This is a genomic window from Agromyces sp. SYSU T00194 (assembly GCF_040496035.1).
Classification (GTDB): Bacteria; Actinomycetota; Actinomycetes; order Actinomycetales; family Microbacteriaceae; genus Agromyces; species Agromyces chitinivorans.
In genome coordinates, this window is record NZ_JBEPJZ010000001.1 from 111,066 (window position 1) to 128,328 (window position 17,263).

15 protein-coding genes and 1 tRNA gene are annotated in these 17,263 nt (G+C 72.0%); 9 read left to right on the top strand and 7 right to left on the bottom strand.

The features are described 5' to 3' along the window. Positions 1-39: 39 nt before the first annotated feature. From ABZK10_RS00575 to ABZK10_RS00590, 4 genes are all read right to left on the bottom strand, one after another. Positions 40-1,113: an FUSC family protein gene (locus ABZK10_RS00575; RefSeq protein ID WP_353807240.1), complete on the bottom strand. Its 1,074-nt coding sequence runs from the start codon at positions 1,111-1,113 to the stop codon at positions 40-42. Beyond that, positions 1,110-2,264 carry a CAF17-like 4Fe-4S cluster assembly/insertion protein YgfZ gene (gene ygfZ, locus ABZK10_RS00580; protein WP_353807242.1) on the bottom strand — a complete coding sequence of 385 codons (1,155 nt, stop codon included), beginning with the start codon at positions 2,262-2,264 and terminating at the stop codon, positions 1,110-1,112. The genes ABZK10_RS00575 and ygfZ overlap by 4 nt, the downstream gene beginning before the upstream one ends. Beyond that, entirely contained in the window at positions 2,264-2,869 is a 606-nt protein-coding gene (locus tag ABZK10_RS00585; RefSeq protein ID WP_353807243.1) for a nitrobindin family protein, read from the bottom strand. The genes ygfZ and ABZK10_RS00585 overlap by 1 nt, the downstream gene beginning before the upstream one ends. Before the next feature lie 133 nt (positions 2,870-3,002). Next, entirely contained in the window at positions 3,003-3,287 is a 285-nt protein-coding gene (locus tag ABZK10_RS00590; RefSeq protein WP_353807244.1) for a hypothetical protein, read from the bottom strand. A gap of 78 nt (positions 3,288-3,365) precedes the next feature. On the opposite strand from ABZK10_RS00590, the gene ABZK10_RS00595 reads away from it, so the two are divergent. From ABZK10_RS00595 to ABZK10_RS00630, 8 genes are all read left to right on the top strand, one after another. Further along, positions 3,366-4,055 (top strand): response regulator transcription factor, encoded by a 690-nt coding sequence (locus ABZK10_RS00595; protein ID WP_353807245.1) that lies wholly within the window; start codon positions 3,366-3,368, stop codon positions 4,053-4,055. An 88-nt stretch (positions 4,056-4,143) separates the two neighbouring features. Next, positions 4,144-6,327: an RNA degradosome polyphosphate kinase gene (locus ABZK10_RS00600; RefSeq protein ID WP_353807246.1), complete on the top strand. Its 2,184-nt coding sequence runs from the start codon at positions 4,144-4,146 to the stop codon at positions 6,325-6,327. Continuing rightward, positions 6,324-7,265 (top strand): NUDIX hydrolase, encoded by a 942-nt coding sequence (locus tag ABZK10_RS00605; RefSeq protein WP_353807247.1) that lies wholly within the window; start codon positions 6,324-6,326, stop codon positions 7,263-7,265. Before ABZK10_RS00600 ends, ABZK10_RS00605 begins: the two co-directional genes overlap by 4 nt. A 143-nt stretch (positions 7,266-7,408) precedes the next feature. Continuing rightward, a complete protein-coding gene (locus tag ABZK10_RS00610) occupies positions 7,409-8,497 on the top strand; it encodes a phosphate ABC transporter substrate-binding protein PstS (protein ID WP_353807248.1) in 1,089 nt (362 codons plus the stop codon). Between the two features lie 100 nt (positions 8,498-8,597). Then, positions 8,598-9,536, top strand: coding sequence for a phosphate ABC transporter permease subunit PstC (pstC, locus tag ABZK10_RS00615; protein WP_353807249.1), 939 nt, complete (start codon positions 8,598-8,600; stop codon positions 9,534-9,536). Further along, positions 9,536-10,630 carry a phosphate ABC transporter permease PstA gene (gene pstA, locus ABZK10_RS00620; protein WP_353807250.1) on the top strand — a complete coding sequence of 365 codons (1,095 nt, stop codon included), beginning with the start codon at positions 9,536-9,538 and terminating at the stop codon, positions 10,628-10,630. Before pstC ends, pstA begins: the two co-directional genes overlap by 1 nt. Positions 10,631-10,650: 20 nt before the next feature. Continuing rightward, positions 10,651-11,430: a phosphate ABC transporter ATP-binding protein PstB gene (gene pstB, locus ABZK10_RS00625; protein ID WP_353807251.1), complete on the top strand. Its 780-nt coding sequence runs from the start codon at positions 10,651-10,653 to the stop codon at positions 11,428-11,430. Between the two features lie 362 nt (positions 11,431-11,792). Next, entirely contained in the window at positions 11,793-13,013 is a 1,221-nt protein-coding gene (locus tag ABZK10_RS00630; RefSeq protein WP_353807252.1) for an NAD(P)-dependent malic enzyme, read from the top strand. Here ABZK10_RS00630 and ABZK10_RS00635 read toward each other — a convergent pair. After that, entirely contained in the window at positions 12,997-13,887 is an 891-nt protein-coding gene (locus tag ABZK10_RS00635) for an aminodeoxychorismate lyase (RefSeq protein WP_436408475.1), read from the bottom strand. The genes ABZK10_RS00630 and ABZK10_RS00635 overlap by 17 nt on opposite strands. Before the next feature lie 264 nt (positions 13,888-14,151). Next, positions 14,152-14,784, bottom strand: a complete 633-nt coding sequence (locus tag ABZK10_RS00640; RefSeq protein WP_353807253.1) for a DNA-directed RNA polymerase subunit beta — start codon at positions 14,782-14,784, stop codon at positions 14,152-14,154. A gap of 35 nt (positions 14,785-14,819) precedes the next feature. On the opposite strand from ABZK10_RS00640, the gene ABZK10_RS00645 reads away from it, so the two are divergent. Next, positions 14,820-14,892, top strand: a tRNA-Lys gene (locus ABZK10_RS00645). A 3-nt stretch (positions 14,893-14,895) separates the two neighbouring features. Here ABZK10_RS00645 and ABZK10_RS00650 read toward each other — a convergent pair. Next, positions 14,896-17,217 carry an FdhF/YdeP family oxidoreductase gene (locus ABZK10_RS00650; protein ID WP_353807254.1) on the bottom strand — a complete coding sequence of 774 codons (2,322 nt, stop codon included), beginning with the start codon at positions 17,215-17,217 and terminating at the stop codon, positions 14,896-14,898. Positions 17,218-17,263: the final 46 nt, after the last annotated feature.

Consider the following 17,263-nt stretch of genomic DNA (forward strand, 5'->3'; position numbering starts at 1 on the left):
CGTGCCGGATGCGCGGGCGGCGTGCGACCCGCCGGTCGTTCAGAGCGGCGCGAGCGCGTCGCGGGCCGCCGCGATGTCGAGCCCCGTCGCCACGAGCACGTCGACCAGGTACGGCCGCAGGGCGTGCACGACGTTGCGCTCCGCGACGGCGCCGGAGTCCGGCACGATGCGCTCGGGGTCGAGGTGCTTGGCGATCTCGATGGCCGACTGTCGCGCGACGACGACATGCTCGACGTCGCCCATCGCGTCGGCGAGGATGCCCACCGCGGCCGCGGTGCGCGCGAAGAGCTCCGCGAGTCCGGGTCGGCGGGCACCGTCGCGTTCGGCGAACGCCGTGCGCCGGGCGACGACCCGCAGGTTCCGCGTGGCGAGTTCGAGCCCCGTGAGCATGGTGCGCTGCCGGTCGAGGTCGTAGCGGCTGCGCCGGCCGAACGGAGAGATGCGCGCGATCGCGACGCCCGAGTCGACGGCGGCGGTCCAGGCGTCGACCACGGGCTGCGTCGAGCGCGCCCGGGAGAGGGCCAGCTCCGCGGCATCGGCGTCGCCGTGCCGCAACGCGTCGGCGAACGCGCCGAGCACGGCGACGTGCTCGTGCACGAGCCGGCGGCCCTCGCGCGCGGCCGTGCGCCGCGGGTCGCGCGGGATGATCGCGGTCGCCACGAGCGCGAAGGCGCCGGCGACGAGCCCGTCGACGGTGCGCGTGAACGGCCCGCCCTCGGGCAGCGGCATCAGCATGACGAGCGTGCACTGCAGCGCCGCCGCCACGGCGAACGCCGCCGACGGCGAGACGAGCCGCGCGACCAGCAGCGTCACGGCGAGCGCGAGCGCGTACTGGGGGATGCCCTGCCCGGCGACGATGAGCAGCACCTCGGCGAGCGCGATGCCGAGCGTCATGCCGACGACCGTCTCGAGCACGCGGATCGGGCGCGCGTCGCGTACGAAGCCGAGGGACGAGATGACCACGAGCGCGGCGATCAGCGGGCGCTCGTGTCCGAGCACGAACGAGGCGAACGCATAGGACGCGACGGCGGTGACGGTCACCTGCAGGATCGCGGGGGCGGCGTCGACCATGCGCCGCACGTCGACGGTGCGGGCGATGCCGCGCAGGTTCACCGGTGGATGCCGAGCCTCGGCAGGCGCGGGACCTCGACGGCGGCACCGGCCCCGGACGGGACGACCGCGACCTGCGATGCGGCGACGTCGATGCCGTGCGACTCGACGATCACGGGCACGTCGTCGGGCACCGCGCGCTTGACGATCGCCAGTGCGATCGGACCGAGCTCGTGGTGGAGGGCGCTCGCGGTGATGGTGCCGACCGCGCGCCGCTCGGGCTCGCCCTCGGGCAGCTGCTTCATCGCGACGACCACCTCCCCGTGCTCGGGCAGCACCGTGTCGGAGCCGTCGAGGTGCAGCATCACCAGGCGTCGCGGCGGACGGCCGAGGTTGTGCACCTTCGCGACGGTCTCCTGCCCGCGGTAGCAGCCCTTCGACAGGTGCACCGCGGTGCGCAGCCAGTCGAGCTCGTGCGGGAGCGAGCGCTCGTCGACCTCGGTCGCGAACCGCGGCCGCCAGGCGGCGATGCGCAGCGCCTCGGCTGCGAGGGCACCGGCCATGCGCACGCGACCCGCGGTCGCGGCCGCGGCGAGCGCCGGAAGGGCCTCGCGCTCGACCAGCATCTCGCTCCAGGTCCACTCGGCGGCCGGATGCTGCGGGTCGGTCGCGTACTGGAACCCGCCCGCGACCACGTGCGACCAGGGGTCGCGCCACACCAGCGGCACGCCGGCGGGCGCGGCGACGGCCACGCCCTCGGGCAGCAGCGACGCCGGGTCGCCCGACGCGGCGGCGAGCACCGCGAGCTCGTCGGTCCGCACGGACACCTCGACCCGGAGCATGAAGCGCATGCGGTCGAGCCACGAGCCGAGCGCGTCGGCGTCGCCGCCCTCGGCGACGAGCCACGTCGACGTGCCGTCGTCGAGCACGTGCACGGCGTGCTCGACGTGGCCGGCGGCGTCGAGGAAGAGCGCCTCGGCGGCCTCGCCCGGCACGAGTCGGGCGAGCGACTGGCTGGCCATCGAGTCGAGCCAGCTCAGCCGGTCGGGCCCCTCGACCCGGACCACCCCGCGCACCGAGCAGTCGACGAGCGCGTCACCGCGCTCGAGGTCGCGCTGCTCGACGATGGGGTTGCCGTAGTGGGCGGCGACGCCCGCGTCGACGCCCTCGGCGGGCACGGCGCCCGGGACGGACAGGAGCGGCGAGTCGACCATCAGCCCACCTTCGCCAGTCGAGCCGACGCGTGGGTGCGCAGGTCCTGGCCGAGTGCCGCGACATCCCACGCCCAGAGCAGGTGGCCCTCGACGAGGCCGTAGAGCCGGGTGGCGGCGGCGTAGGGCTTCGCGCCCTCGGCCCGCACGACCGCGTCGGTCGCGAGGTCGATGCGCGGCCCCGCCACCTGACCGAGGTAGAGCTCGCCGACGCCGTCGGGATGCACGAGCTGCACCTGCAGGTCGAAGCCGTCGGCGTCGTTGCGGAGCGACTCCACGGCCTCGGCGTCGCCGTAGGCGGTCGCGCCGGCGGCCGGCAGCATGCCGGGCCCCGGGTCGCCGTCGCCGAGGGGCCGGGCGAGCCGCCAGTAGCCGACCTCCGAGGGCAGTTCGCGCGCGGTGCCGTCGGGCGCGTCGAGGAGCCAGGCGACCGAGGAGTACTGGAGCACGGCTCCGCCGTCGTGGGCGAACTGCACGCGCTGGCCGAACTCGTGCGTGACCGAGTCCTCGCCGATGCGGTAGTCGATGACCCCGGTGCCCTCCCAGGTGCCGATCAGCCAGGAGAGCGGGACGAGTTCCGCCGGGAGGTCGACGGGGATCTCGAGCATCGTGCTAGCGCTGGCCCTTGAAGAGCTTGTAGACGACCACGCCGCTGATCCACGCGATCGTGACGCTCGCGAGTCCGAGCAGGCCGAGGTAGACGAGTTCGAGGGCGACGAGGGAGGACTCCATGGCCCGAGTCTAGCCGTTCAGCGCCTGCGCGAGGACCTGCGCGACGGCGGCGACGCCGATGATCACGACCGCCCCGCCGAGGCTGTCCCGCACCCGTGCGAGGTAGCCGGCCGGCGTGCGCGTCGCCAGCTGCAGCGCGAACGCCAGCACGATGCATCCGCCGAGACTCACCGACAGCCAGGCCACCGGGCGGTCGGGTGCGACCAGCACCACGAGGGCGGATGCCGCCAGCGCGGCCGCCCAGACCGGCACGACGCTCGCCCACCACAGCCGGTTCCCGGCGCGCTCGTCCATGCTTCCCCTCCCGGCCGGCGTCCGTCGGCCCCTCCCGGGCACGATAGTATGGCCAGACCTTACTCCAGGAGGGTCTGCGTGGCGCAGCTGTTGATCTTGACGTCGGCCGCCGACAACGACGTGCTCCCCGCCCTCGCCCTCCTCACGCACCGCACCCGGGTCATCCCGGCGTCGCCGGACCAGCTCGTGCGGGCGCCGGACTCGGACCTCGTCTTCGTCGACGCGCGGTCGAACCTCGCCGGGGCGAAGGCGCTCTGCCAGATCCTGCGCACCACCGGTCTCTCGGTGCCGCTCATCCTGGTCGTCACCGAGGGCGGCCTGACGGCGGTGAGCCCGGAGTGGGGCGTCGACGACGTGATCCTCGAGTCGGCGGGCCCGGCGGAGGTCGATGCCCGCATCCGCCTGACCATCGGCCGCACCGCGGCGGCGCCGGCCTCCGAGCGCATCCAGACGTCGGGCGTGATCATCGACGAGGCCAGCTACTCGGCGAAGGTCCACGGCAAGCCGCTCGACCTCACGTACAAGGAGTTCGAGCTGCTGCGCTTCCTCGCCGCGCACCCGTCGCGCGTGTTCACCCGCGAGCAGCTGCTCAGCGAGGTGTGGGGCTACGACTACTTCGGCGGCACCCGCACGGTCGACGTGCACGTGCGGCGCCTGCGCGCGAAGCTCGGCGACCTCGAGGGCCTGATCGGCACGGTGCGCAACGTGGGCTACCGATTCAACGTCCACGAGGACGACGAGCGCGACATGGCCGTCGGCAGCCGCTGACCGCGCTTCCGGTCGCGATCCGCGAGCCGTAACCGCGCGTTCACGCGGGGCATGTCGATCCCCTCCGCCCCGGTGGCATGATGAGGGGATGAACGCCGACTCCACCCTCACCGAGAGCGAAGAGCGGACCAGCAGCGACTTCGACGACGACTTCGAGCCGCTCGACGTCGCGGGAGCGCCGGAACTGCCGGCCGAACGGTACCTGGACCGCGAGCTCAGCTGGCTGGCGTTCAACCAGCGCGTGCTGGAGCTCGCCGAGGACCCCGCGGTCCCGGTGCTGGAACGCGCGAACTTCCTCGCGATCTTCGCGTCGAACCTGGACGAGTTCTTCATGGTGCGCGTCGCGGGGCTGAAGCGCCGCATCAACACCGGACTGGCCGTGCCGACCAACGTCGGACGGGCCCCGGCCGACGTGCTGAGCGACATCTCGAAGGCGGCGCACGAACTGCAGGAGCGCCACGCCCGCGCCTACCAGGACCTCGTGCGGCCGGCCCTCGCAGAGGCCGGCGTGCGGATCGTCGCCTGGGAGGACCTCGACGCGCCCGAGCAGGACCGCCTGCACGAGTACTTCGGCGCGCAGATCTTCCCGGTGCTCATGCCGCTCGCGGTCGACCCGGCGCATCCGTTCCCCTACATCTCGGGGCTCTCGCTGAACCTGTCGGTGCGGGTGCGCAACAGCCGCACCGGCAAGCAGGAGTTCGCGCGCGTGAAGGTGCCGCAGATGCTCCCCCGGTTCATCCGGGTCAGCGACGCCGAGAACGTCGAGGACGCGCGGTACGTCACCCTCGAGTCGCTCATCGCGAACCACCTCTCCGACCTGTTCCCGGGCATGGACGTGCTCGACCACCACGTCTTCCGCGTCACCCGCAACGAGGACGTGGAGATCGAGGAGGACGAGACCGAGAACCTCATCAAGGCACTCGAGAAGGAGCTCCTCCGCCGCCGGTTCGGGCCGCCCATCCGGCTCGAGATCACCGACGACATGGACGACGTCACGCTCGGCCTCCTCGTGCGCGAGCTCGACGTGACCGAGCAGGAGGTGTACCGCCTGCCCGCGCCGCTCGACCTCGGCGGGCTCTTCGACATCGCGAGGATCGACCGGCCCGACCTGCACTACCCGCCGCACGTGCCGACCACGGCGCTGCAGCTGCGCCCGTCGGAGACGAACTTGCAGGCGGACGTGTTCGCCGCCATCGACCGCCGGGACGTGCTCGTGCACCACCCGTACGAGTCGTTCGCGACGAGCGTGCAGGCGTTCCTCGAGCAGGCGGCGCACGACCCCGACGTGCTGGCCATCAAGCAGACGCTGTACCGCACCTCCGGCGACAGCCCCATCATCGAGGCGCTGATCGACGCCGCCGAGGCGGGCAAGCAGGTGCTCGCGCTCGTCGAGATCAAGGCCCGCTTCGACGAGGCCGCGAACATCACCTGGGCGCGCAAGCTCGAGAAGGCCGGCGTGCACGTCGTGTACGGGCTCGTCGGACTGAAGACCCACTGCAAGCTCGCGCTCGTGATCCGCCAGGAGAAGGGCGAGCTGCGCCACTACAGCCACATCGGCACGGGCAACTACAACCCGAAGACCAGCCGCCTGTACGAGGACATGGGCCTGTTCACGGCCGACGGCCAGGTCGGCAAGGACCTGACCCGCCTGTTCAACGAGCTGTCGGGCTACGCGATCGAGAAGAAGTTCAAGCGGCTGCTGGTCGCCCCGCTGCACCTGCGGAAGGGCCTGCTGAAGCGCATCTCGCAGGAGGCGCGCAACGCCGAGGCCGGCAAGCCCAGCGGCATCCGGATCAAGGTGAACTCGATGGTCGACGAGGCCATCATCGATGCGCTCTACCGCGCGTCGAACGCGGGCGTGCCGGTGGAGGTGTGGGTGCGGGGCATCTGCAGCCTGAAGCCGGGCGTGCCGGGCATGAGCGAGCACATCAGGGTGCGGTCGATCCTCGGCCGCTACCTGGAGCACTCGCGCATCTTCGCCTTCCACAACGACGGCGAGCCCGAGGTCTACATCGGCAGCGCCGACATGATGCACCGCAACCTCGACCGCCGCGTCGAGGCGCTCGTGCGCCTCACCGACCGCGGGCACATCGCCGAGGTCGGCGCGAACTTCGACCGGGCCATGCACGACGGCACCTCCTCCTGGTGGCTCGGCGGCGACGGGGTCTGGACGCGGCACGCGACCGACGAGGACGGCCGCCCGCTCGACGACCTGCAGAACGCGCTCATGCAGCAGATCGGACAGCGCACGCGCACGGGAACGCGCCGGTGAGCGCGGCCGCCGTCTACGCGGCCGGCGCCGTCTGCTGGCGATGGATCGACGGGAGGCTGCACGTCCTCGTCATCCACCGCACGCAGTACGGCGACGTCACCATCCCGAAGGGGAAGGTCGACCCCGGCGAGAGCCTGCCCGAGACCGCCGTGCGCGAGATCAAGGAGGAGACGGGCCTGTCGATCGCACTCGGCGTGCCGCTGGGCGAGAACCGGTACGCGATGCCGAACGGACGCGACAAGGTCGTGCACTACTGGGCGGCGGAGGTCTCCGACGAGGCCGTGCGCACCTCGACCTTCGTGCCCAACGGCGAGGTCGCCGCGCTCGAGTGGGTCACGCTGAAGCGCGCACGCGGCTACCTGAGCTACCAGCCCGACGTCGACCTCCTCGACCGCTTCGCCGCGCTGGTCGAGGACGGCGTGACGAGCACGGTGCCGCTGATCGTGCTGCGGCACGCCAAGGCGCGATCGCGCAACGGCTGGGGGAAGAAGCCCGACGCCAAGCGCCCGCTCGTGGAGCGCGGCGTGCAGCAGGCCGCCGCGCTGGTCGGCACGCTCGAGGCGTGGGGACCGAAGCGGATCGTGTCGAGCCCGGCGACCCGCTGCGTGACGACGGTGGCCCCGCTCGCGGCGGCGGCCGGCATCGACATCAAGCGCACGGACGACCTCAGCCAGGACGCCTGGGAGTCGGGCACGGCCGACGTGCGCCGGATCATCGGCAAGCGCGTGCGGGCGCGCAAGCCCGCGGTCATCTGCAGCCACCGCCCGGTGCTGCCGCAGATCATGCGGGAGATCGCACTCGCCACCGGCACGCCGATCGGCACCTACGCCGACGATGCGGCCGAGATGGATGCGGGCGGGTTCAGCGTCGTGCACCTGTCGGCGGCGAACCCGGCGTCGGGCATCGTGGCGGTGGAGACGCACCCCGCCCGGCGCTGAGCGGGCCACCCCGTCTGGTTCCCGGTCGTTCACCTCCCGTTCACCGACGGGGAGGCGACGCGTCACTCGTGCTGCGTACCGTCGCTCGCGGGTCGGGGATCTCCGGCCCGCAACCTGCATCCGAACCCGGAAGGGAATCACCCGTGAATCTCAAGCGTTTCGGCGCCCCCGCCGCAATCGCCGCCGCAGCAGTGCTCGCGCTCAGCTCGTGCGCAGCCAACGAGGGATCGGCCTCCACCGACTCCGACTCCGGCCTCTCCGGCACCCTCGTGGGCGCCGGCGCCTCCTCCCAGGGTTCGGCCCAGGAGGCATGGATCGCCGCCTTCCAGACCGCCAACCCCGAGGTCACGGTCAACTACGACCCGTCGGGCTCCGGCGCCGGACGCGAGACCTTCCAGGAGGGCGCCAGCGACTTCGCCGGCTCCGACCGCGCGTTCAACGACGAGGAGGTCGCGGAGGGCAACTTCCAGGCCTGCGCGCCCGACACCGGCATCGTCGAGCTGCCGCTGTACATCTCCCCGATCGCCGTGATCTTCAACCTCGAGGGCGTGGACTCGCTGAACCTCGACGCCGACACCGTCGCGGGCATCTTCGCGGGCGAGATCACCAACTGGAACGACGACGCGATCGCCTCGCAGAACGACGGCGTCGAGCTGCCCGACCAGGCGATCACCGCCGTGCACCGTTCGGACGACTCGGGCACCACCGAGAACTTCACCGACTACCTCGGCGTGGCTGCGCCCGACGTGTGGACCTACGAGGCCGACGGCGTGTGGCCGTTCGAGGGCGGCGAGGCCGCCCAGGGCACCTCGGGCGTCGTCGACGCGGTGACCAACGGCACCGGCACCATCGGCTACGCGGACGCCTCGCGCGCCGGCGACCTCGGCACCGTCGCGGTCAAGGTCGGCGACGAGTACGTGCCGTACTCGCCCGAGGCCGCTGCGGCCGTCGTGGACGCCTCGCCGCTCGTCGAGGGCCGTGGCGAGCACGACCTCGCGATCGAGCTGCAGCGCGACACCGCCGCGTCGGGCGCCTACCCGATCGTGCTCGTCAGCTACCTGGTGGCCTGCGAGCAGTACGCCGACTCGGCCAACGTCGAGCTCGTGAAGGCGTACCTGGGCTACATCGCCAGCCCCGAGGGCCAGGACGAGGCGGCGGCGAGCGCCGGTTCCGCCCCGATCTCGGAGACCCTGCGCGAGCAGGTCGTGGCTGCGATCGACTCCATCCAGTAATTAGGCTGATGCCCGACCCCGTGAGAGGCGAATCGCACGGGGTCGGGCACCGCCGTTCCGGCGCGTCCCCCGTACCATCGACCACGAGGATCCCCACCAGATGACCACCCAGGCCCCGCCCATCAGGGCCAAGCAACGAGCCGGCGACCGCGTCTTCTCGGGATCTGCCGTCTTCGCCGGTGCGATGATCCTGGTCACGCTCGGCGCCGTCGCGATCTTCCTGATCGTCCAGTCCGTGCCGGCGCTGTTCGCCACCTCCGACGACGCGTCGATCCTCACCACCAACTTCTGGGACTACGTCTGGCCGCTGCTGTTCGGCACGGTCTGGGCGGCGGCCCTCGCGCTGCTGCTGGCGATGCCGCTGTCGATCGGCATCGCGCTGTTCATCTCGCACTACGCGCCCCGCCGCCTCGCGTCGGCGCTCGGCTACATCGTCGACCTGCTCGCCGCGGTGCCCTCGGTCGTCTTCGGCCTCTGGGGCATCGGCGTCCTCGCGCCGGCCGTGCAGCCGCTCTACACCTGGCTCGTGGACAACATGGGCTGGTTCCCGCTCTTCAACGGGCCCGTCTCGGGCACCGGCCGCACGATCCTCACGGCCGCCGTGGTGCTCGCGGTCATGGTGCTGCCGATCATGACCGCGATCAACCGCGAGGTCTTCCTGCAGACGCCGAAGCTGCACGAGGAGGCCGCGCTCGCGCTCGGCGCGACGCGCTGGGAGATGATCCGCACCGCGGTCCTCCCCTTCGGCGCCCCGGGCATGCTGTCGGCGGGCGTCCTCGGCCTCGGCCGCGCGCTCGGCGAGACCATGGCCGTCGCCATGGTGCTCTCCGCCACCGGCGCGATCACCTTCCAGCTGCTCACCTCGGTGAACCCGTCGACCATCGCGGCCAACATCGCGCTGAGCTTCCCCGAGGCGTACGGCATCAACATCAACGTGCTGATCGCGACGGGCCTGATCCTGTTCATCGTCACCTTCGGCGTCAACGCCTTCGCCCGCTGGATGGTCAGCCGGCGCAAGGAATTCTCGGGAGCGAACTGATGGCCACCACGACCACCCGTCCCGACCGGGCGAGGACCTCCGTCGCCAACTCGCTCGCCGCGGCGAAGCTGCCGACCTACGCGCTCTGGATCGTCTTCGGCGTCGCCTTCGCGGTCGTCGGGGCCGTGCTCGGGCTCATCGCCATCGCGTCGGAGACCGAGTTCAACTACGCGGCCTGGCTCATCGTCGGCGGCGTCCTCTACGCCCTGAGCGTGTGGCTGTTCTCCTCGCTGGTCGAGGGTCGCCGCCGCGGCATGGACCGCTTCGTCACCGCGCTCGTGATCGGCGCGTTCGTGATCGCGATGATCCCGCTGATCTCCGTCACGGTCACGGTGGTGACCCTCGGCGCCAACCGCTTCGACATCGAGTTCTTCTCGTACTCCATGCGCAACATCACGGGCGAGGGCGGCGGCGCGCTGCACGCGATCGTCGGCACGCTCGAGATGACCGGCATGGCCGCGCTCATCTCGATCCCGATCGGCCTGATGACCTCGATCTACCTGGTCGAGTACGGTCGCGGCGCCGTCGCGCGGGGCATCACCTTCCTCGTCGACGTCATGACGGGCATCCCGTCGATCGTCGCCGGCCTGTTCGCCTACTCGCTGTTCTCGCTCTTCCTCGGGCCGGGCACGCGCACCGGCTTCGCGGGCGCGATCGCGCTCGCGGTGCTGATGATCCCCGTGGTCGTGCGCTCGAGCGAGGAGATGCTGCGGCTCGTGCCGAACGAGCTGCGCGAGGCGTCGTACGCCCTCGGCGTCCCGAAGTGGCTCACGATCGTGAAGGTCGTGCTCCCCACCTCGATCGCCGGCATCACGACGGGCATCATGCTCTCGATCGCCCGCGTCATCGGCGAGACCGCGCCGCTGCTCATCGCCGCCGGCTTCACCGCCAGCATGAACTACAACCTCTTCGAGGGCCGCATGAGCTCGCTGCCCGTGTTCGTCTACACGCAGTACGCGAACCAGGGCAACCCGCCCGAGGCGTACCTCGACCGCGCCTGGGCGGGCGCGCTCACGCTCATCATCATCGTGATGGCCCTCAACCTCGTCGCCCGCCTCGTCGCCCGCTACTTCGCCCCGAAGACCGGCCGCTGAGCCGCCAGCAAAGGAAACACGTGTCCAAGCGCATCGAAGTCAACGACCTCAACGTCTACTACGGCAAGTTCCTCGCCGTGGAGGGCGTGAGCCTCGAGATCGAGCCCCGTACCGTCACCGCGTTCATCGGCCCGTCGGGCTGCGGCAAGACCACCTTCCTCCGCACGCTCAACCGCATGCACGAGGTCACCCCCGGCGCATCCGTCTCGGGCGAGGTGCTCATCGACGGCAACAACCTGTACGGCACGGGCGTCGACCCGGTGCTCGTGCGCCGCCAGGTGGGCATGGTCTTCCAGCGACCGAACCCGTTCCCCACGATGTCGATCAAGGAGAACGTGCTGGCGGGCGTGAAGCTCAACAACCGCCGCATCTCCAAGTCGGACTCGGACGACCTCGTCGAGACGTCGCTGCGCGGCGCGAACCTCTGGAACGAGGTCAAGGACCGCCTCGACCGCCCGGGCTCCGGCCTGTCGGGCGGTCAGCAGCAGCGCCTCTGCATCGCGCGCACGATCGCCGTGTCGCCCGAGGTCATCCTCATGGACGAGCCGTGCTCGGCCCTCGACCCGATCTCGACGCTCGCGATCGAGGACCTCATCGAGGAGCTGAAGCAGGAGTACACGATCGTGATCGTGACCCACAACATGCAGCAGGCCTCGCGGGTGTCCGACCGCACCGCGTTCTTCAACATCGCCGGCACCGGCAAGCCCGGCAAGCTCATCGAGTACGACGACACCACGACCATCTTCTCCAACCCGTCGCAGAAGTCCACCGAGGACTACGTGTCGGGCCGCTTCGGGTAGGGCGCACCTGCACGATCGGATGTCCCGGGGGCGCGTTCCCCCGGGGCATCCGTCGTCTGGCGCCGTGGCCGCATCCCGCCCCGGTGCAGAAAAGCATGCACATTTCTCCGCCTCGGTCCCTGTGCGGCGGCCGCCCCCGCTGCTAGCGTGGGGCGCACCACGGTGCAGGATCACCCGTTCGGCACCGCCCCGCGATCGCACACCAGCGGTGCGCACCCTGGACGCGCGGCGCACTCGCGCCGCCCCACGACGGCCGCCCGCACGGCGAGACGACTCCCTGCGGCTCCCGCCCTCACCCGCACCCGCACCCCGGGCGACGGCATCCGACGCTGCCGCGCGCCCGCGACCCGAAGGAGTCGACGATGACCACGGAGCCCCTCCCCCCCGGCACCCCCACCCGCACCCCGATCACGCTCACCGATGCGGAGATCTTCGCCGCGCACGACGGCGGCAAGCTCGAGATCGCCCTCGCATCTCCCCTGGAGACCAAACGCGACCTCTCGATCGCCTACACGCCGGGCGTCGCGCAGGTGAGCCGCACCATCCGCGACGCCCCCGATGCAGCCCGCCAGTACACCTGGGCGAGCCGGCTCGTCGCCGTCGTGAGCGACGGCACGGCCGTGCTCGGCCTCGGCGACATCGGCGCCTCGGCGTCGCTGCCGGTGATGGAGGGCAAGTCGGCGCTGTTCCGTCGGTTCGGCGGGCTGAACTCCATTCCGCTCGTGCTCGAGACCACCGACGTCGACGAGATCGTCGAGACGCTCGTGCGGCTGCGCTCGAGCTTCGGCGCGGTGAACCTCGAGGACGTCGCGGCGCCGCGCTGCTTCGAGCTCGAGGCGAAGCTGATCGAGGCGCTCGAGATGCCGGTCATGCACGACGACCAGCACGGCACGGCGGTCGTCGCGCTGGCGGCACTGCTGAACGCCGCCCGCGTCGTCGACCGCGACCTGCGCTCGCTGCGGGTGGTGATCTCGGGCGCGGGCGCCGCGGGCATCGCGGTGGCGGAGATCCTGCTGCGGTCGGGCGTCGACGACGTGGTGCTGCTCGACTCGCGCGGCATCCTGTCGGGTGCACGGGAGGACCTGGGCGGCGTCAAGGCCGAGTACGCGGCGCGCACCAACCCGCGCGGCGTCTCCGGCGGCATCGACGAGGCGCTCGAGGGCGCGGACGTGTTCATCGGCGTCTCTTCGGGCACCGTGCCCGAGGAGACGATCGCCCGCATGTCCCGTGACGCGATCGTGTTCGCCCTGTCGAACCCCGACCCCGAGGTGCACCCCGACGTGGCCGCACGGCACGCCCGCGTGGTCGCGACGGGACGCAGCGACTTCCCGAACCAGATCAACAACGTGCTGGCCTTCCCGGGCATCTTCCGCGGCGCGCTCGATGCGGGTGCGCGCCGCATCACGACGGAGATGAAGCTCGCCGCCGCGCGCGCGATCGCGGGCATCGTGGGCGACGACCTGGCCGCCGACCGCATCGTGCCGAGTCCGCTGGACGACCGGGTCGCACCCGCCGTCGCCGAGGCCGTGATGGCCGCAGTCGAGCTGGAGCGCGCGACGGCGGAGCTCAGTCCCGAGGACTGAGCAGGTAGGCGTTGAACGCCGCCGTGCGCGGGTCGACGGGCAGCTCGCGCCCGTCGATCGCGCGCACGGGCGCGGCCATGCGCACGCTGGAGACCAGCCACGCGGCATCCGCCGTCTCGAGCTCGGCGACGGGGATGTCGCGCACCTCGGTGGTCTCGCCGGTGGCCGCGAGGTGCTCGAACAGCGAGACCTGGGTCGTGCCGCGCAGGATCGCGCCGCTCGGCGCCGGCGTCGAGAACACGTCGCCGTGCCGCAGGATGACCGACGAGGTCGGACCCTCCATCACGTACCCGTCGCTCGTGACGAACAGCGCGTCGTCGGCGCCGCGTCGGTGCGCCTCGCGGATGGCCGCCATGTTCACCGCGTACGAGAGCGTCTTGGCGCCGAGCAGCAGCCACGGGGCGCGGTCGGGCGTGCCGAGGTCGAAGCCGCGGTCGAGCGTGACGACCCGCAGCCCCTCGGTGCGGGCGCGGGTCTGGTCGGCGGCGGGGAAGGCGTGCAGCCACGCGGTGGGCGCGGGGCCGTGCTCGACGCCGCGGCTCAGCACGAGCTTCAGCGCGTACTCCCCCGTCGACGGCAGTGCGGCCACCGCGCGGGCGGCGGCGGCCTCCCACTGGCCCACGTGCGGTTCGGGCAGGTCGCAGATGCGCGCCGAGTTGCGGAGCCTCGCGAGGTGCGGATGCAGCTCCTGCGCGTGCCCGTCGACGACGGCGAGGGTCTCGAAGATGCCGTCGCCGCGCTGCGTGCTGAGCTCGCCGACGCGCAGCGCTGGCTCGGCCTGGTCGACCTCGACGAAGGTCGCCCGGAGCGTCTCGTCGTCGACCACCGCGTCGTGCGGCAGCGGGGTGATCAGCAGCGTGAAGGTCTCGGGCACAGCTCGATGCTAGACCGTGCCCGGACATGCTGGCGGCCGGCCGCAGAACGCCTCTCGGCGCGAGGCCGCTCGTAGCGGCGAGAATTGGAGCCCGGGGTTACTGCGACCGGCCACGACCAGTGTAAACAGACGGAGCGGGTCGTTTCATTCCCGTTCGCCGGGCGCGATATCGTCGCCGCCCGGGCGCGTCCGCGAGTCCCGCTCAACTCCGCGGCCGGTCGCGGCGGCGGGGGCATGGGCGGGGCGAGGCAGGGGCAGGGGCGGTCAGTCCAGCCGCTCGCGCCGCCACAGGCGTGCGCACGCCGACAGCTCGGCCGCGAGCTGGCTGAGCCGCAGTGCGCGCGTGGTGAGCGCGCCGCCCCGCTCGGAGTCGGCGAGGTCGGCGGTGTCGGCGAGGCCCGCGGCGCCGAGCGCCGTGATGCGGCAGAACGACGCCGCGCGCTCGAGCGCGATCGCGAAGTCGCCGGTGAACGCCCCGCGCAGGATCTGGTCGGCGAGCGCGAGCACCTCGTCGGGGCCGGTCGGCGAGGCCGCGCCGGCGACGACGCGGTCGCCGGTCGTGGCGAGTTGCGCCCCCTGCTCGTAGACGACGCCCATGCCCACCGGGTCCTGCCGGATCAGGGCGCGCAGCAGGTAGATGCGCCAGAGCGCGCCCGGCAGGCTGCGGGCGCCGGCGCGCGACCAGAGCTCGGCGACGGTGTCGATGCCGTGCTCGTCGGTGAACGACACGAGGCGCTCGACGACCTCGGGGTCGGGGTCCTCGCGCACCCGCGCGAGCAGCGCCGTCGCACTGTCGTGGGCGGCGCGGTTCAGCTGCGCCGGGTCGGCGGCGCCCTCGTATCCCTCGAACGCCCCGGAGGGCATCCGCACCGGTCGATGGAAGTCGGCTGCGCTCATACCCCGGCCACGATACCCCGGTAGATTGGGTGCCCGGGCCTGTAGCTCAGTTGGCAGAGCAGTGGACTTTTAATCCATGGGTCGTGGGTTCGAGCCCCACCGGGCCCACCGTCACCCGGCCGAGGCCGCCTCCAGCCGCACGAGCACCGACTTCGAGGTCGGCGTGTTGCTCACGTCGGCCACCGCGTCGAGCGGCACGAGCACGTTCGTCTCCGGGTAGTAGGCCGCCGCGTTGCCGCGCGGGGTGGAGTACGACACGATGCGGAACCGCGGGGCACGGCGCTCGATGCGGTCGGGAGCGACCGAGACGAGGTCGACCATGTCGCCGTCGGTGAAGCCCGCGGCGGCGATGTCGTCGGGGTGCAGGAGCACGACGCGGCGCCCGTGGTGGATGCCGCGGTAGCGGTCGTCCTTTCCGTAGATCGTGGTGTTGTACTGGTCGTGCGACCGGAGCGTCTGCAGCAGGAGGCATCCGCTCGGGATCTCGGGGTACTCGAGCGGGTTCGCGGTGAACCTGGCCTTGCCGGTCGCGGTCGCGAAGCTCCGGTCGTCGCGGGGGGCGTTCGGCAGGCGCAGGCTCTCGCCGCCGGCGATCGCCTCCTCGAGGCCCTCGAAGCCCGGCACGACGGCGGAGATCGCCGCGCGGATCCGCGAGTAGTCGCCCCGCCACGCGGCCCAGTCGACGACGGGCGCGCCGCCGGGTGCGAGCGGCGGATGCTCCGCGGCGAACACCTCCTCGGCGATGCGCGTCACGATCGCGACCTCCGAGCGCAGGTCGTCGCTCGCGGGCCGGAGCCGGCCGCGCGAGGCGTGCACCATGCCCATGGAGTCCTCGACGGTCACGCGCTGGTCGCCGGTGGCCTGCGCGTCGCGCTCGGTGCGGCCGAGGGCCGGCAGGACGAGGGCCCGGCGGCCGGTCACCAGGTGCGAGCGGTTCAGCTTGGTCGACACCTGCACGGTCAGCTCGAGCCGGGCCAGGGCCCGCTCGGTGACCGCGGTGTCGGGCGTCGCACGCACGAAGTTGCCGCCCATGCCCATGAAGACCCGGGCCTTCCCGTCGCGCATCGCCCGGATCGCGTCGACCGTGTCGACCCCGTGGGCGCGCGGCGAGGTGAACGAGAACTCGCGGTCGATCGCGTCGTGGAACCACTCGGGCATGCGCTCGAAGATGCCCATGGTGCGATCGCCCTGCACGTTGGAGTGCCCGCGGACGGGGCAGACGCCCGCGCCGGGCCGGCCCACGTTGCCCTGCAGGAGCAGCACGTCCACCACGTCGCGGAGCGTCGCGACGGCGTGCTTGTGCTGGGTGAGGCCCATGGCCCAGCAGACGATGGTCGAGGGGGCGTCCGCCAGCATCGCCCCGACCTCGCGGATCTCGGATTCGCCCAGTCCGGTCGCGGTCTCGACCTCGGCCCAGTCGAGTGCCCGCGCGGCCGCCGCGTAGTCGTCGAAGCCGCTGGTGTGCTCGGCGACGAACGCCTCGTCGAGCACGTCGCCGCGTGCATCGTGCAGGTCGAGCAGCACCCGGCCGAGCGCCTGGAAGAGCGCCTGGTCGCCGCCGAGGCGCACCTGCAGGAAGCGGTCGGCGAGCTTCGTGCCTCCGCCGACGAGGCCGCGGGCCGACTGCGGGTCGTCGAAGCGGAGCAGCCCGGCCTCGGGCAGCGGGTTGACCGCGACGATCGTCGCGCCGTTGCGCTTCGCCTTCTCGAGCGCGCTCAGCATGCGCGGGTGGTTGGTGCCGGGGTTCTGCCCCGCGACGATGATGAGCGACGCGCGATGGAGGTCCTCGAGGCTCACGGTGCCCTTGCCGATGCCGAGGGTCTCGGTGAGCGCGGACCCGCTCGACTCGTGGCACATGTTCGAGCAGTCGGGGAGGTTGTTGGTGCCGATGCCGCGCACGAGCAACTGGTAGGCGAAGGCGGCCTCGTTCGACGTGCGCCCCGACGTGTAGAAGATCGCCTGGTCGGGATGCTCCATGGCGCGCAACTCGTCGCCGATCATGCGGAACGCGTCGTCCCACGCGATCGGGGCGTAGTGGGTGGCCCCCTCCTCGAGCACCATCGGCTCGGTGAGGCGCCCCTGCTGGCCCAGCCAGTAGTCGTCGTGCCCGCGCAGGTCGTCGATCGAGTGCGCGGCGAAGAAGTCGCGTCCCACGCGGCGGCGGGTGGCCTCCTCGGCGACGGCCTTCGCGCCGTTCTCGCAGAACTCGGCGGCGTGCCGGTGCTCGCCCTCCGGCCAGGCGCAGCCCATGCAGTCGAAGCCGTCCTTCTGGTTGACCCGCAGCAGGGTCTGCGCCGTGCGCACGACGCCCATCTGGTCAACCGATGCCTGCATGGCGTGCACGATCCCGGGGATGCCGACGGCACGGGTCTCGGGGGCCGAGACCCGCAGTTCCGCCTCGTCGATGTCGGATTCCGGGGCTTTCCGCACCATGCACATGCTCCTTCGCCGGGTCGTGACGCGGTCACTCTACGCCAGG

What these genes read in the sequence shown, in the direction of transcription:
- ABZK10_RS00630 (WP_353807252.1), top strand. Translation starts at nt 11,793, where the DNA reads ATGACCACGGAGCCCCTCCCCCCCGGCACCCCCACCCGCACCCCGATC.
- ABZK10_RS00590 (WP_353807244.1), bottom strand. Translation starts at nt 3,287, where the DNA reads ATGGACGAGCGCGCCGGGAACCGGCTGTGGTGGGCGAGCGTCGTGCCG.
- pstC (WP_353807249.1), top strand. Translation starts at nt 8,598, where the DNA reads ATGACCACCCAGGCCCCGCCCATCAGGGCCAAGCAACGAGCCGGCGAC.
- ABZK10_RS00585 (WP_353807243.1), bottom strand. Translation starts at nt 2,869, where the DNA reads ATGCTCGAGATCCCCGTCGACCTCCCGGCGGAACTCGTCCCGCTCTCC.
- ABZK10_RS00600 (WP_353807246.1), top strand. Translation starts at nt 4,144, where the DNA reads ATGAACGCCGACTCCACCCTCACCGAGAGCGAAGAGCGGACCAGCAGC.
- ABZK10_RS00640 (WP_353807253.1), bottom strand. Translation starts at nt 14,784, where the DNA reads ATGAGCGCAGCCGACTTCCATCGACCGGTGCGGATGCCCTCCGGGGCG.
- ABZK10_RS00650 (WP_353807254.1), bottom strand. Translation starts at nt 17,217, where the DNA reads ATGGTGCGGAAAGCCCCGGAATCCGACATCGACGAGGCGGAACTGCGG.
- ygfZ (WP_353807242.1), bottom strand. Translation starts at nt 2,264, where the DNA reads ATGGTCGACTCGCCGCTCCTGTCCGTCCCGGGCGCCGTGCCCGCCGAG.
- pstA (WP_353807250.1), top strand. Translation starts at nt 9,536, where the DNA reads ATGGCCACCACGACCACCCGTCCCGACCGGGCGAGGACCTCCGTCGCC.